At 68.2% G+C, this 13,507-nt stretch carries 11 protein-coding genes and 2 pseudogenes; 7 read left to right on the top strand and 6 right to left on the bottom strand.

All coding sequences use genetic code 11. The annotated features are described in order from the left end of the window. Positions 1-911: 911 nt before the first annotated feature. Positions 912-1,350 (bottom strand): annotated as a pseudogene (locus ACF07B_RS13530) (Asp23/Gls24 family envelope stress response protein). Positions 1,351-1,875: 525 nt separating this feature from the next. Between ACF07B_RS13530 and ACF07B_RS13525 the strand changes: the two are divergent. The 4 genes from ACF07B_RS13525 (at position 1,876) to ACF07B_RS13510 (ending at position 4,509) form a co-directional block, all read left to right on the top strand. After that, entirely contained in the window at positions 1,876-2,295 is a 420-nt protein-coding gene (locus ACF07B_RS13525; RefSeq protein WP_392179063.1) for an STAS domain-containing protein, read from the top strand. Further along, positions 2,292-2,954, top strand: coding sequence for a hypothetical protein (locus ACF07B_RS13520; RefSeq protein ID WP_392179062.1), 663 nt, complete (start codon positions 2,292-2,294; stop codon positions 2,952-2,954). The genes ACF07B_RS13525 and ACF07B_RS13520 overlap by 4 nt, the downstream gene beginning before the upstream one ends. Continuing rightward, positions 2,951-3,712 carry an ANTAR domain-containing protein gene (locus ACF07B_RS13515; protein ID WP_392179061.1) on the top strand — a complete coding sequence of 254 codons (762 nt, stop codon included), beginning with the start codon at positions 2,951-2,953 and terminating at the stop codon, positions 3,710-3,712. The genes ACF07B_RS13520 and ACF07B_RS13515 overlap by 4 nt, the downstream gene beginning before the upstream one ends. Before the next feature lie 80 nt (positions 3,713-3,792). Beyond that, positions 3,793-4,509, top strand: a complete 717-nt coding sequence (locus ACF07B_RS13510) for a GAF and ANTAR domain-containing protein (RefSeq protein ID WP_392179060.1) — start codon at positions 3,793-3,795, stop codon at positions 4,507-4,509. A gap of 771 nt (positions 4,510-5,280) precedes the next feature. Here ACF07B_RS13510 and ACF07B_RS13505 read toward each other — a convergent pair. Then, a complete protein-coding gene (locus ACF07B_RS13505; RefSeq protein WP_392179059.1) occupies positions 5,281-5,562 on the bottom strand; it encodes a hypothetical protein in 282 nt (93 codons plus the stop codon). 380 nt (positions 5,563-5,942) lie between these two features. Here ACF07B_RS13505 and ACF07B_RS13500 point away from each other — a divergent pair, with 380 nt between their 5' ends. Next, a complete protein-coding gene (locus ACF07B_RS13500; RefSeq protein WP_392179058.1) occupies positions 5,943-6,155 on the top strand; it encodes a hypothetical protein in 213 nt (70 codons plus the stop codon). Between the two features lie 34 nt (positions 6,156-6,189). Here the strand turns inward: ACF07B_RS13500 and ACF07B_RS13495 are convergent, their stop codons facing one another. After that, positions 6,190-6,453 (bottom strand): hypothetical protein, encoded by a 264-nt coding sequence (locus ACF07B_RS13495; RefSeq protein ID WP_392179057.1) that lies wholly within the window; start codon positions 6,451-6,453, stop codon positions 6,190-6,192. 153 nt (positions 6,454-6,606) lie between these two features. Here ACF07B_RS13495 and ACF07B_RS13490 point away from each other — a divergent pair. Further along, a pseudogene (locus tag ACF07B_RS13490) lies at positions 6,607-7,125 on the top strand (hypothetical protein); the annotation flags it as partial. Positions 7,126-7,321: 196 nt separating this feature from the next. Here ACF07B_RS13490 and ACF07B_RS13485 read toward each other — a convergent pair. Both ACF07B_RS13485 and ACF07B_RS13480 read right to left on the bottom strand, forming a co-directional pair. Then, positions 7,322-9,127, bottom strand: coding sequence for a fatty acyl-AMP ligase (locus tag ACF07B_RS13485; RefSeq protein ID WP_392179056.1), 1,806 nt, complete (start codon positions 9,125-9,127; stop codon positions 7,322-7,324). A gap of 71 nt (positions 9,128-9,198) precedes the next feature. Continuing rightward, complete coding sequence (locus ACF07B_RS13480; protein ID WP_392179055.1) at positions 9,199-10,995, bottom strand: fatty acyl-AMP ligase; 1,797 nt, start codon at positions 10,993-10,995, stop codon at positions 9,199-9,201. Positions 10,996-11,363: 368 nt separating this feature from the next. On the opposite strand from ACF07B_RS13480, the gene ACF07B_RS13475 reads away from it, so the two are divergent. Next, on the top strand, positions 11,364-12,671 hold the full coding sequence (locus ACF07B_RS13475; protein WP_392179054.1) for a beta-ketoacyl-[acyl-carrier-protein] synthase family protein: 1,308 nt from the start codon (positions 11,364-11,366) through the stop codon (positions 12,669-12,671). Here ACF07B_RS13475 and ACF07B_RS13470 read toward each other — a convergent pair. Further along, a complete protein-coding gene (locus ACF07B_RS13470) occupies positions 12,655-13,407 on the bottom strand; it encodes a LuxR C-terminal-related transcriptional regulator (protein ID WP_392179053.1) in 753 nt (250 codons plus the stop codon). The two genes, ACF07B_RS13475 and ACF07B_RS13470, sit on opposite strands and share 17 nt — an antisense overlap. Positions 13,408-13,507 lie beyond the last annotated feature (100 nt).

Genomic DNA, 13,507 nt, shown 5'->3' with positions numbered 1-13,507 from the left:
CGGGCTCAGTCCCACAGCGCTGAGGCGTCCTCAGCAAGTAGCTGGGGCGCGGGGTGGCCCATGAGTGATTGCTGCAGTCCGGCACGTCGTTCAGCCGACGAGGACGACCATGCGACAGGCCGCCCCGCGGCTTCGCCCCTTGGCCAACCACCTCGCCCGCACCACCACCGTGACCCCTCTCGGGCGCCGGCAGAACAGTCAGCGACCTCCTCCCCCGGTCGTGCCCGGACTTCTTCCGAGGGCTGGACATGGCGACGGCCGCCGGTCGGCCTTCGGCCGTGGACTTCGCCCGCACCCCCGCCCCACCTCACCTCGGCCAATCCAGAAGCGCCATGACCTGCTGTGCCAGGTTCCAGAGACGACATGCCGGTTCGGTCGACCTGTGGGCTGGGTGGCCGAGGGGTTCGCGGTAGCAGCAGTCCCGGTTGTCTCGTGCACAGCGTCAGCGGGTCAGGTGGGGGGTGTCGTCGTCGGCTCCGGTGCGGGATGTGCGCGACTGATCGGCGCCGTCCGGGGAATCCGGCAGGTAGCGGCGCAGCCACCGGGATCACGTGTGGTTCGTCGTCCACCGGTAGGGGTAGACAGATGCTCGCATTCGTAGCCGCCGCGCTCTTCGGCATCGCCTTCATCATCCGTGTCACCGAGACGTCGACCGAGGTGATCTTCAGCCCGACGAGCCTCATGCTTGTTGGGCTTGCGTTCCTCGCTGTGCACTCGGCCGGCGTGGGGTCAGGCTGGTCCACCCGGCGAAGCTCCACCCGGAGAAGCGGAAGTCGACGCTGAGCAAAGCGATGTGTTCCATCCTCTCGCCGAGGGATCCGAGCGCGGAGCCACCGCGGGTTGTCCACCAGCCGGGCCGAGTTGCGTCCGGATCAGGCGGTCACCACGTGCAGTCGAGGGCTGTCCCCATGTCACGGAGGAGCCATGGGGCGGAGTCCTTGCCCCTGCCCGCCTCGCAACTGGAGCACGTGGCCCTCGCTGGTCTGCGGCGTGCCCTCGCCCCGCAGGTGCACGTCGTTGACGGCGATGTTCACCTCGCCGACTTCCAGGCCCGTCATCCGTTCCACCGCAGCGATCACGTTCTCGCGGACCTCTGCGGCGACCTCGCGGATGCTGACCTCGTATTCGACGACGTGGAGGTCGATGGCGGCCTGTTTCTCGCCGACCTCGACTTTGACGGCGCGTCCCGCGCTCGCGCGGCCGCCTGGGACCCGGTCGTGTACCGCGCCCATGGTGCGGGTGACCGTGGACCTCGCGTGCGGCGATCCCGGCGATCTTCTCCACCACCCCGTCCGCGATGGCCGTCCGGCCCCGGGTCTCCGGCGGCTCCTGAAGCCCGGTCCGTGCGATCGAAGCATCATGCCCACGCCGGTGCTGGGGTCCTCGGAATCGAGCTTCCGCAGGGTTCAACCGTTCGACTCCGTCATGCGAAGCCGCCTTGCCTCGGGCAGTCCACGGACTGCCATACCTGAGCGGCTGTCGGGCCGCCACCTTCGCGCCACTCCCCCAACCCCCGCGCAGGGCACCGGATATGCAAGCTCCATAGACCTTTAACACCGTCCGCATTCTGAGACCGGACGGCATCGGACCACCTGGAGCACCCGCGCGAGGTCTATGCTGCCGAACAGGCGTCCTGGACCCCGGCGGCTTGTCGTTTCACGACACAGATGGCTGCGGGGAACGGACCTTTGGACCGTCACCCGACGCATCCCTGGAGAGAACCGGGTGGCTCCTCTGTCCTGTTGCACGGACTGTCGGCCCGGCCGTCGCTTCCACCTCCGCCGAACGTACGCCCCTGCCGACAACGCGCCGAGAGGGCCGGGAGCCCCGGCGTCACCGCGTGTGCTGCCGGATGGTCTTCCGAACCGAGGCGTCATGCCCCTCCCCCAGCCCACCATCTACCGTCATGACCGAAAGAACCGGGCACTGATCACCCTGGCCGGCGAGATCGACCTGGAATCGGCACCGCTGGTGCGCGCGGCACTGGCACGGTGCCTGAGCGACGGCATCCGCATCATCGATGTCGACCTCACTCCCGTGACCTTCTGCGACTGCAGCGGCCTCAACTCCTTCCTCTACGCCGCGCAGAAGACCACGGAGGCCGGCGGGATCCTACGACTCCACAACCCGCCACCGACATTGGGCCGGATCCTCGACCTCACCGGCTCCGGGTTCTGGCTTCTCGGCCTTCCGCTCGGGCAGGTGCCACCGTCTCTCGGGGACGCCCCGGCCGCTCCGGCCGCGCCGCACCGGAATGTTCCGCTGGTGACTGTCCTGTCAGGCGATGTGCGGTGACAGCCCAGCCGGAGCAGGGGCAGCCGCACAAGCCCCGTGCAGGCGAGTCGTCCACCCTGGACGCGGTGCGGTTGCGGCGCGTGAACCGCTGGCAGGCGCAGGACCTGGGCGGGGGGCTGGCGGATCTGTACGCCGACTCGCGCGAGACCTCTGCCGCTGAGGCGTACCGCAGCCGTAGCCGTCAGAACTTCCTGGACCGTCTCACCGGCGACATCCGGCGGCCGGGGTTCGCCATGGTGATCGCGGAGACCGACCACCTGGTCGGATGCGCCTTCGGATTCCCGGTGCGCAGCGACGGGCTCTGGTGGACCGGGTTCGACGGAGCACTGCCGCAGAGCATTGAGCAACTCGCCGCGTCCGGCGGCGTCTTCGCGATCACCAGCGTCCTGGTCCAGCCGCACCCGCGGGACCAGGACGTGGCCTGCCGGTTGCAGGAGCGGCTGCTGAGCGACCACCAGGCGTCACTCGGCGCCACCCTCATGGATCAGGACGATCACCCGGCCCTCACCTCGCTCCGTTCCTGGGGATGGCTGGACGTCGGAGAAGTATGGCGGCCGGGCCCGACCATGTTCCATGCCCTGGTCCTCCCCCTCGGGCTACGAACCACGGCGAGACTGGAGGAACTGGCACACGACGCCTGGGCCCGGTGGCCCAAGTGAGGTCCGACAGCCGCTCGGCCCGCATCCAGGTACTGGTCGCCGAGCAGGCCGCCCGACGCGGTGCCCGGGTCGGCGTGCTGGACGTGTGCACCGCCGCCGTGGCAGCACTCCCGGTCGACGGGGCCGGCATATCAGCTATGTCCACGACCACCGCAAGCCATCCCCTCTGCAGCACCGACACCATCAGCGAACAGCTGGAAGAACTCCAGCTCACCCTCGGCGAGGGACCCTGCGTGGACGCCTTCACCCACGGCTCGGCCGTCCTGACACCCGATCTGCTCACCGGTGCGCTGCAGGATCGCTGGTCCGTGTTCGCGGATGCGGCCCTGGAGGCCGGGGCGCGCGCGGTCTTCGCGCTCCCCCTGCAGATGGGGGCGATCAGCCCGGGAGTCCTGGACCTGTATGCCGACGTGCCGACCGTGCTGAGCACGGAGGAACTGGCCGACGCGCTGGCGTTCGCCGATCTCGCCACGCTGCTCCTGCTCGACGCACGGATCGAGGAGACGGGCGCACCGGTCGACGGCGCGCTGCTGGATCGCGGCTTCGAGGACCTGGGCGGATACCGGGCGGAGATCGACCAGGCCACCGGCATCCTCACCGTCCAGCTCGGCGTCGGCATCGACGAAGCCTTCGTACTGCTACGTGCTTACGCCTATATACGGGGACGTCGGCTCGCCGAGGTCGCCGCCGACGTGGTGGCCCATCGGCTCCGGTTCTCTCCGGATGCGGAACCGAAGTCGACCGACGAGGAAACCTGACGCACCGGTGCCATCCGACGAACGTGTTGCACTTCCCGCCCCCGTCCTGGCGGGACTGGTCCCAATCGAGGGTGTGCAAGATGAATCAACAGCTCCTGGCCAAGACCTTCGTCGAACTGGCGGACAACCTGGTCGCCGACTTCGACCTCATTGATTTCCTGCGCCTGCTCACCGACCGCTGCGTCGGCATGCTCGATGCGAGCGCCGCCGGGGTGCTGCTCGCCGACCGCGACGGCAAGCTCCGCGTGATGGCAGCCTCCGACGAACAGGTCCGCCTGCTGGAACTCTTCCAGCTCCAGAACGACGAAGGCCCCTGCCTGGAGGCCTTCTGCGCCGGCACACAGGTGATCGTCCCCGACCTGACCCGGGAGGTCGACCGCTGGCCGCGCTTCGTCACCGCGGCCCACCACAGTGGGTTCGAAGCCGTCCAGGCCCTGCCGATGCGCCTGCGGGACGAGACCGTTGGCGCCCTGAACCTCTTCCACGCCGCCCCCGGCCCCTTCGACCCGGTCGGCACACTTGTCGCCCAGGCCTTGGCCGACGTCGCCACCATCAGCCTGCTGCAACAACGCTCCACTCAGCGCAGCACCGTCCTCAACGAGCAGCTGCAAACGGCGCTGAACAGCCGCGTGCTGATCGAACAGGCCAAGGGCAAACTCGCCGAACGCCAGAGCATCGACATGGAGCGGGCCTTCACCACGCTGCGCGGCTACGCCCGCGCTCACAACCGGCGACTGTCCGACGTGGCCCGCGCCTTCATCGACAACTCCGAACCCCTCCCCGGCCTAATGACCTGACCGTCCTGGCGCTGACTGCCACAGTCCCCGGTGCCGACCCGTGATCGCGCGAGCCGTCACCGGCGTTCTGTCGCATGCAGGCGTCGCAGCGCCCCGGGCGGTTCCCGCTGTATCTGCTCCGGGAGCGGCTCGTCCCGCGTCGTGGCGACCAGGGCCTCGGCCACACTCCGGAGTTTGACGTTGTCCCCCGCCAAAGCCACAACCGTCAACATCGGCTGTTCTTGCGGGGCGTAGTCACCTGATGCATGGCGCATACCTCACAACGCATTCCTCGCAACGCATTCCTCGCAACGCATTCCTCGTTTCCATGCGCGTTCAGCGGCGCGCCAGTTGCCCCTCGCCGGCTGCGCCGGTCTGGTAGAGCCGCCGCAGCGCACGCTGCATCTGCCACGAGAGCGGCTCGCCCTCCCAGGCGGCGACCACGGCCGCTGACACGTCCGGAAGTTCGGTGTTGCACTGCTGTGCGATGTCCCCCAGCAGGTTCCTGGCCGGTCCCTGGCGGCAGGGGGCCAGGACCCCATCACCATGCCGCAGGCCTGATCGATGACCGCACGGCCGGCCCGCGCCCGCCGCAGCTGATCGATCTCGGCGCGCAGCGCCACGACATCCTGACCCGCCGGGTTCTCCGCCAAGGTCTCGACCGTCAGATCCCACCAGTCCTTCGGGAGCATGGTTGTGCGATGCATGGCACGTGCCTCTCTCGATGATTTCGGCGCGTCCGGTGCGGCCGACGCCGCCCCGGAACTTCTGGATGCCGGACAACTTCATTGCTCACCTGCGGAGTTCGTGGTCCCGGCGGTCCTCGCGCCTCCGGCGCGCCCGGTACCGACGGCTGTAGCGGCCGTCCCAGCGGTCCTGACGATCCCGGCGGCTCTCGTAGTCCCGGTACTCCCCGAGATCGGAACCGTCACCACGGATCCAGCCCCCGCCATGGCGATCGCGACCGTAGCCGGTGACACCGAAGATCAGCACGGCCGCGGGCACCCACCAGGGAGGGTTGAGGAAGCCGAGGCCGAACAGGACCATGATCAGGATGAGAAGCAGAACGAACACGGCGGGCCTCCCCGGAGCGGAACAAGGCATCACTGCCGGGGGCCGGGGCCTGGGCGAACAGCGTAGCCCTGCCCAGAGATTGCCGATAGCGCCCCATGTACCGGTCTTCCGCCCGGTGCAGATGGCCACTTGCCGTCTGTTCAGGGAGTGCTGCGAGAGCTAGCGTGCGCAGTACGGCCCCGGCCCCCGGCAGCGTCGATCACCTCTCGCGCTCCTTCGGGGGCGCACCTCGCGCATCAGTGCCGGAACCTGCCCCGCCACCAACGGGCCGCTCCCGCACTCGCCGTCGCCACGCGATCCCGGCGCGGCCTCGATGCGCTCCAAGCGGGCGACGATCCACTGCCCGCCGCGTCGCACGCATCCCATTGCAGGCGATACACATGTACGTACTGATCGTTCCAGTTTCGACCCCCTTCGTCCTGCTCGCCATCGTGCTGGGCCTGTCGTGGTGGGAGGACCGCATCCTGCCATCGCCGCCGACCGAGCCGGCCGAAGCCCTCATCGCGAATCCTTCTGCCCCAGCAGCCTCTGCCCAGCTCGCAGAACTCCCCCGTGTCGACGCCGCGTTGACACGGGAAGTCGCCAGGCGTTGACTGACAGCACGGCGTAGGGCCATGCCACTCCGGATCACTCGGTCGACGCATCCCAGCTTGCCGCTTCGCCCAGTCCCCGCGGACTCAGGAACTTCCCGCGATCTGGAAGCCGGCCATGATCCTTTGGATTCTTCTCCTTCTGCTGATCCTGGTGGTGTTCGGGTTCGGCTTCACCATGCAGGCCCTTTGGTGGGTCGCCGCCGTCCTCCTGGTCCTCTGGATCGCCGGCCTCGCCATGCGCGGGCGCGGTGGCGGACCAGATCTCCGGGAACCTGAAGCAGTCCGGCGACAAGGCCAAGGACGCCTTCAAGCACTGACCAGCACAGTCCCGGGTGGCGCCCGGATCGCGTGGACGCCGCCCGGCAGGCCAACGCGGAATCAGCCCACAGGAATTGACGGGAACAGCAATGCAGCAAAGCAGCCTACGAGCCGAGAGCCAGAGAAGGCAGCCATGCTCACCATCGTGATCATCGCCGTGATCGTCATCGCGGCGGTCATCTTGTTCATCGTCGAACGCGGACGTATCCGGGCCGACGGTGGGCGCGGGCTGAAGCACCCCTTCGGACCCGAGTACGACCGTGCCGTCGCCGGCCACAACGGCGACACCAAAGCGGCCCAGCAGGAACTCGGCGAGCGCGTCAAGCAGCACGGCTCCCTCGAAGAGCGGCCGCTGTCGCCTGAGGACCTCGCGCGGTACAGGGCCCAGTGGGCCGACGTTCAGGAACAGTTCGTCGAATCACCCCGGAAGGCCGTCACCGCGGCCGACGCGCTCCTTGCCGGCCTGGCGAGGGATCGCGGCTTCCCCGACGGCGAACAGTTCGACGACCAGATCGCCGCCCTCTCCGTCCACCACGCCACCCATGTCCACGGCTACCGCAGCGTGCACACAGCGGCACACGGCCAGGGCGACACCGAGGAAATGCGGGAGGCCATGGTCGAGGCCCGAAGCCTCTTCGAGAGGCTGGTCACCGAACAGGCCGGCGACGTCGACCAGCACCGTCCGCCGTCCCCCGACGACAACGGCCACGCCCCGTGGGCACTGAACCGACGCCACACGAAGGGAAGCAACACGCCGATCACCGGATCGGTCGCCTGCGGTGGCTCAGACCGACACCTTGGCCGGCAAGGCACCGCCAGGGCACCTCATGCGCAGAGGGCGCGCCCTGTCATTCGATGAGGGCTGCCTCGAAGGAACCCCCGAGGTATCGGTCCCGGCTGTCGCGCCGTTGCAGCTTGCCGGTCGTCGTGAGCGGCAGCGTCCCCGGCTTGAGAAGGACGACGTCGTGTACCTGAATGCGGTGTCCCGCGTGGACAGCGCGCCTGATCTCCCGCTTGATCTCCTGGGCGGTCACCTGATCACCAATCTCGCCCACGGCCGCCGTCGTCTCGGCGAGGACGATGAGCTGTTCGTGTGCGCCGTCATCGACCGATACGGCGCAGGTACCGAACTCGCGGACTGCCGGGTGGCTGGCCTCGACGGTGGCCTCGATGTCCTGCGGGTAGTGGTTGGCGCCGGCGATGATGATGACATCCTTGGCCCGGCCGGTGATGAACAGCTCCCCGTTCTGCACAAATCCGAGGTCACCAGTACGGAGGAAGCGCTCCCCCGGCTGGCCGGGAAGGGACCCCATGAAGGTCTCGGCGGTCTCCTTGGGAGCGTTCAGATACCCCGTCGCGACGCTCGGGCCGCATACGAAGATCTCACCCACCTCGTCCTCTCCGCAGGGCTTGCCTGTCTCCAGGTCTACGGCTATGGCCGTGCTCAGCGGATGGATCGGACCGCAGCCGACCAACGCTCGGCTGTCCTGTGCCGACGCGGCTGGGCGCACCTTTCCGGCGGCGAGCGACTCGGAGTCGAGCCGCAGGACTTCCGGGGCCTGGCCGATCGGCACGGCCGTGACCATCACGGTCGCCTCGGCGAGGCCGTACGCGGGGGACAGCGCCTCGCGCCGGAACCCGGCCTCCGCGAATGCCGCGCTGAAGCGGTCGAGCGTGTCGGAGCGGACGGGCTCACCTCCGACCATGGCCATCTCCCAGCGGCTGAGGTCGAGTTCCCGGCGCTGAGCGTCCGTCACCCGGCGGACGCACAGGTCGTAGGCGAAGTTCGGCGCGCAGCTGTCGGCGCGTCCGAGCCGGGCGATGGCCCGCAGCCACGTGAGCGGACGCTGTACGAAGGTCATCGTCGGCAGCAAGGTGACGTCCCGGCCGGTGAAGAGGGGGTCGAGGACATTGCAGATGAGGCCCATGTTGTGGTGGGGCGGCAGCCACGACACCGACGACGGGCGGGGCAGCCCGGCGTCGTCGGCAGACCGACGCGTGTTGTCGTATATCAACGACAGGTTGTGCAGCACATTGCCGTGAGTGATCGCGACGCCCTTGGGCACGCCGGTCGATCCCGATGAGTACTGCAGATAGGCGACCATCTCAGCCTCGGCCACCGGTGGGCTCCACTCCTGCGCCAGGTCCAGGTGTACCTCGTCGGTCGCCACCCGGATGAGTCGGGCGAGCCCGTCGGTTTCGGTGAGGACGTGCTCCGCGGCGGCAAGCACCGGGCCGGTGGACAGGAACAGCGAGGGCTCGGAACTCGCGGCGATCGACTCCACCCGAGTCCATTTGGCATTGCTCCGCGTCCCGTCGAGGGGGGCCACCGGCACCGGGATCAGACCCGCATAGATGCAGCCCAGGAAGGCGACGTGGAAATCCAGTCCCGGCGGGTAACTGAGCAGCGCGCGTGCGCGCGCGGCAGGAACCCGCTGTCGTAGCCTCACGGCGACCGCTCGTGCCCGGCGGTCGAGTTCGGCCAGGGTCAGTGATTCGGTTTCCTCGACACCGTCGCCCAGGAACACAAAGCTCTTCCGGTCGGGCTCTGCTGCCGCACGAGTGCGGCACAGGTCGATCAGCGTCGGCAGTGCGCTGTGCTCGCCGGCCACCGTCTCGGGCAATCGGACACCGTGCTCGTGATGGGTTCGCATGTGACCACTCCAAACGGAGGAAGAGGAGGAAGGCGGCGCACAGTTCGGGCGCCCCCCGCACGGAGCGGGGTTCAGACTGTCGCGAATGCCCGCGCCCGGTACTTGGACCGGCACTGTGCGCGCTGCAACTTGCCGCTGGTGGTGAACGGCAGCGCACCGGCCTTGACCAGGAGGAGATCGTCGGCCCGGAGGCCGTGCCCGGCGAAGACGGCCTCCTGGACGGCCTCTTCGACCTCGTCCGCCGCGATGATCGCGCGGGCACCTGACGGGGTGTCCGGGACGGGGGCGGCCATGACGCGGAACCGGCTGTTGATCTCAGCCAGAACGACGAGGCGTGTGCGTCCGCCGTCCTCGACGGTGAAGGCGCAGCAGCAGCCCTCCCGTATGGCGGGATGGCTTGCCGCCGCGGTCGCCTCGATGTCGTACGGGTAGTGCTGCACGCCCTCCACGACGATGAGGTCGTCCACCCGGCAGGTGACGAAGAGCTGACCGCCGTCCAGAAAGCCAAGACTGCCGGTGCGCAGGAACCGACGGCCCTCGTGGCCGCCCACGGTGGCGCCGAACGTACGCGCTGTCTCCTTCGGGGCATTCCAGTACGCGGCACCGATACTCGGTCCGGAAGCCAGGATCTCCCCTGTCTCGTCCGAGGCGCACGGTTCGCCGGTGGCCGGGTCGGCCACCGCGATGGTCATGGACGGATGCACCTGGCCCAGGCCGACCAGTCGGCGGACCTCGTCCTCGCGACCGGCTCGCTGCACCTTGCCTTTCGCCAGCGCCACCGCGTCGAACCGGCGGATCACCGGTTCGGGCTCAACCGGCCCGCCGCTGAGCATGACGGTGGACTCGGCGATGCCGTAACTCGGGAAGAACGCCTCGCGGCGGAAGCCGAACGGGGCGAGCATGGCACTGAACTGGTCAATCATCTCCGCACGCACCGGTTCGTCGCCGACCACCGCGATCCGCCAGGCACTGAGATCCAGGGAACGCAACTGCTCCTCGGCGACGCGCCGCAGGCACAACTCGTATCCGAAACCGGGTGCTGAACTGATGCCCGCCCCGCGGTCCGATATCGCGCGGAGCCAGTTGACCGGGTGCTGGGTGAACGCCGAGGGCGGCATCAGTACGGCGTCGTACCCGACGTAGATCGGCTGGAGGACCCCGGTGATGAGTCCCATGTCGTGGAACACGGGCAGCCAGGACACAACCGGGGGCAGCCGGTCGAGGTCGTCCGTGGCACGGCTACCGTTGGCCAAGATCAGTGAGAGGTTGTGGAGAACGTTGCCATGGGTGAGCTCCACACCCCGGGGCGGACCGGTTGTGCCGGAGGTGTACTGCAGGTACGCGATGGTGTCCGGGCCGATGCCGGGGTCATTCCAGCCGTACGCGTCCGTCTCACTGATCTCGTCGGTCGCCACAGCGGTCGGCCGGCGTGGTGTGGAGATGTCCTTCAGCAACGCGTCGACACGGTTCAGCCGTGACCCGATCGACAGCAGCACATCCGGCTGGCAGCTGTTGACGATGGCCCGGAAGCGCGCATACCGGTCGTCGACGCCGACGCGCAGCACCGGAGGAGCCGGCACCGCGATCAGGCCGGCGTACAGGCAGCCGAAGAAGGCGGACACGAAGTCCAGGCCAGGCGGGTAACTCAGCACGGCGCGGGCGCCCGGCGGAGCTTGCCTGCTCAAACGCGCCCCGATTGCCCTTGCCCGGGCGTCCAGTTGGGCGAGGGTGAGCGAGTCGGACTCTTCGAGGCCGTTCTCCAGGAAGGCGAACATCCGTCGATCCGGATCCCTGGACGCGCGATACCTGCAGAGCTCGACCAAGGTCGTCGGCTCCGGTCGGGATTCTGTGACGGCATCCTCTGACATCGTGGTCCTCCTTTGCGACTCGGCCATGGGCATTGCCCCTGCCCTTTGCCCACTGACCCGAGGGGACTTGTCTACGTATCCAGCCATTGCTGTGCGTGTGCGTCGTGGTGGTTCCACTCGAAGAGATGCTAATTCGGCGGAGAGATATCGGGTATCCGCCGCGGGATGGTGTCCGACCTCCTACCGGAGGCGAGCTTCGATTAAGCCGGAAGACGGATGAAAGCCATCCTCAGGTCGCCGTCACGGTTCGGTCTGCCGGCCGTTACGGAAAGCACCTCGCACTGGCTAAGTTCATGACAAAGGCCAGTGGACGACGAATGGCCCGCATCCGAGATCATTCCCCAGAAGGATTCAGAAAGGGAACCTTGATGTCGTACGACGCGTCTGACGATTACTTCTTGGGTTATCCGAAGCTCCCCGATCTCCCCGATCTCCCTGGTCGCCCGGACGGGGAGGTCCTGGGTACGACCGGCGTTGTGGTCACCGGTCAGGGAATGACCACGCCGCTGGGCGGCGACGTCCACTCCACCTGGGAGGCGCTGCTCGCCGGCGCATCCCCGATCACCGTGCTCGACGAACCGTGGGCTCGCGATCTGCCCGTACGACTGGCAGGCCGGCTGAGTCAGGAACCGACCGAGGTACTGGACCGGGTCGAGGCCCGGCGAATGGATCGCTGCCAGCAGATCGCGATGGTGGCTGCCCGGCAGGCGTGGGCCGACGCCGGCGCGCCCGAGGTGGCGCCGGAGCGACTGGCCGTGGTGATCGGTACCGGCCTCGGCGGTGGGGGGACGCTGGTCGACCAGCACGACCTGTCGTTGGCCAAGGGGCCGGGCCGCGTCTCGCCTTTCGCGGTGACCATGCTGATGCCCAACGGTTCGGCCGCCGCCGTCAGTCTGGCTCTCGACGCCCGGGCCGGCGCCCACGCGCCGACCAGCGCCTGCGCCTCCGGAGCGGAGGCAATAGCCATGGGGCTTGCCATACTGCGTGCCGGGCGGGCCGATGTCGTTGTCGCCGGCGGCACCGAGGCATGCATCGGCCGGCTGTCCATGGCGGCTTTCGCCCGCATGGGAGCCCTGTCCGGCCGTCATGATGACCCTCAGAACGCGTCGCGGCCGTTCGACAGCGCCCGTGACGGGTTCGTCATGTCCGAGGGCGGCGGCGCCGTCGTGCTGGAGCGAACCCAGTTCGCGCAAGCTCGTGGCGCGCGGATGTATGCCACGCTCGCCGGTGCGGGGATGAGTTCCGACGCGCACACCATGACGTCTCCGTCAGCGGACGGTCAGATCAGTGCGATCCGCGAGGCCTTGCGCTCCGGCGGCCTCGGCCCGCAGGACATCGTTCACGTCAACGCCCACGCTCCCGGTACGCCCGTCGGTGACCGTATCGAGGCGGCGGCATTGCTGGAATCGCTCGGCCCGCATGCTCTCGTGACGGCGACCAAGTCGATCACCGGCCATCTCATAGGCGGGGCCGGCGCGATCGAGGCCATCTTCACGGTCCTCAGCGTCTTCACCGACGTGATTCCGGCGACCAGGAACCTCGACGACAAAGACCCGGAGGTGAAGGTGGAGATCGTCACGGAAACCGAGCGGCGCGTCAGCGTCACCGCGGCCATCTCGAACTCCTTCGGTTTCGGCGGTCACAACGTGGTCCTCGCGTTCACCAAGCCCGCCTGACCGCGGGCTCGGGACGGGCGGCCGGAGGACAGGGGGCCGCCGCGGCCTGTTTGGCCCGCGGAGGCTGGGGCAGGTGCGCGAGGCCGCTCCGCTGGGCCATCAGTGCCGCGTGCATCCGGTTCGGCAACTCGAGTTTGGCGAGGATGCGGGAGACGTGGGACTTCACGGTGGCGAGCGTGACATGCAGTTCGTGGGCGATCTCCTGGTTCGAGCTGCCCATGGCTATACCGCAGAGAACCTGGGTCTCGCGACTGCTCAGGCTCGCCAGGGCGACGGCGTGAGACCGCTCATGTGGCGGCGGCAGGATCTCGAACCGATCGATCAGTCGTCGGGTCATCGTGGGGCACAAGAAGGCCGCGCCGTCGGCAACCGCACGGACGGCTGAGACCAGCTCGTCCTGGCTGGCACTCTTGAGCAGAAACCCACGTGCGCCCGCCTTCAGCGACCCGAGGAGATGGCTGTCAAGGGCGTTGCTGGTCAGAACAACTATCCCCGGCGCGACCCCAGGTACTGCCGTCTCCGAAAGCTGGGCCAGTTTCCGGATGAATTCGCATTCGGCATCCACGAGGACGACCTGCGGTCGCCGCAGCTCGGCCACGCGCAATGCTTCCTCGCCGACCCTCGTATCGGCGACCACCGCGATATCCGGCGCCTCCCCGAGGGCATGCCGGAATCCGCGGCGCACGAGATCCTCATTGTCGACCAGCATTACTTCCAAGGTGCTGAATTCGTCCATCATTCGCTCCGCCCGTGCGATTCGGAATTGGTCCGTTTCCTTCAGTGACCAGCAACCGGCACTGTGCGTTTCACTGGCTGTGCTCGAGAATGCTTTCCGG

This window comes from Streptomyces sp. NPDC015532 (assembly GCF_043078065.1).
In the GTDB taxonomy this organism is placed as follows: domain Bacteria; phylum Actinomycetota; class Actinomycetes; order Streptomycetales; family Streptomycetaceae; genus Streptomyces.
The sequence above is the reverse complement of the archived record's forward strand: the minus strand, read 5'-3'. Positions and strand labels throughout refer to the sequence as shown.

Bases quoted from the DNA above. Each gene is read 5' to 3' on its own strand.
- ACF07B_RS13470 (WP_392179053.1), bottom strand. From the start codon at position 13,407: ATGGACGAATTCAGCACCTTGGAAGTAATGCTGGTCGACAATGAGGAT.
- ACF07B_RS13510 (WP_392179060.1), top strand. From the start codon at position 3,793: ATGAATCAACAGCTCCTGGCCAAGACCTTCGTCGAACTGGCGGACAAC.
- ACF07B_RS13525 (WP_392179063.1), top strand. From the start codon at position 1,876: ATGCCCCTCCCCCAGCCCACCATCTACCGTCATGACCGAAAGAACCGG.
- ACF07B_RS13475 (WP_392179054.1), top strand. From the start codon at position 11,364: ATGTCGTACGACGCGTCTGACGATTACTTCTTGGGTTATCCGAAGCTC.
- ACF07B_RS13485 (WP_392179056.1), bottom strand. From the start codon at position 9,127: ATGCGAACCCATCACGAGCACGGTGTCCGATTGCCCGAGACGGTGGCC.
- ACF07B_RS13500 (WP_392179058.1), top strand. From the start codon at position 5,943: ATGTACGTACTGATCGTTCCAGTTTCGACCCCCTTCGTCCTGCTCGCC.
- ACF07B_RS13480 (WP_392179055.1), bottom strand. From the start codon at position 10,995: ATGTCAGAGGATGCCGTCACAGAATCCCGACCGGAGCCGACGACCTTG.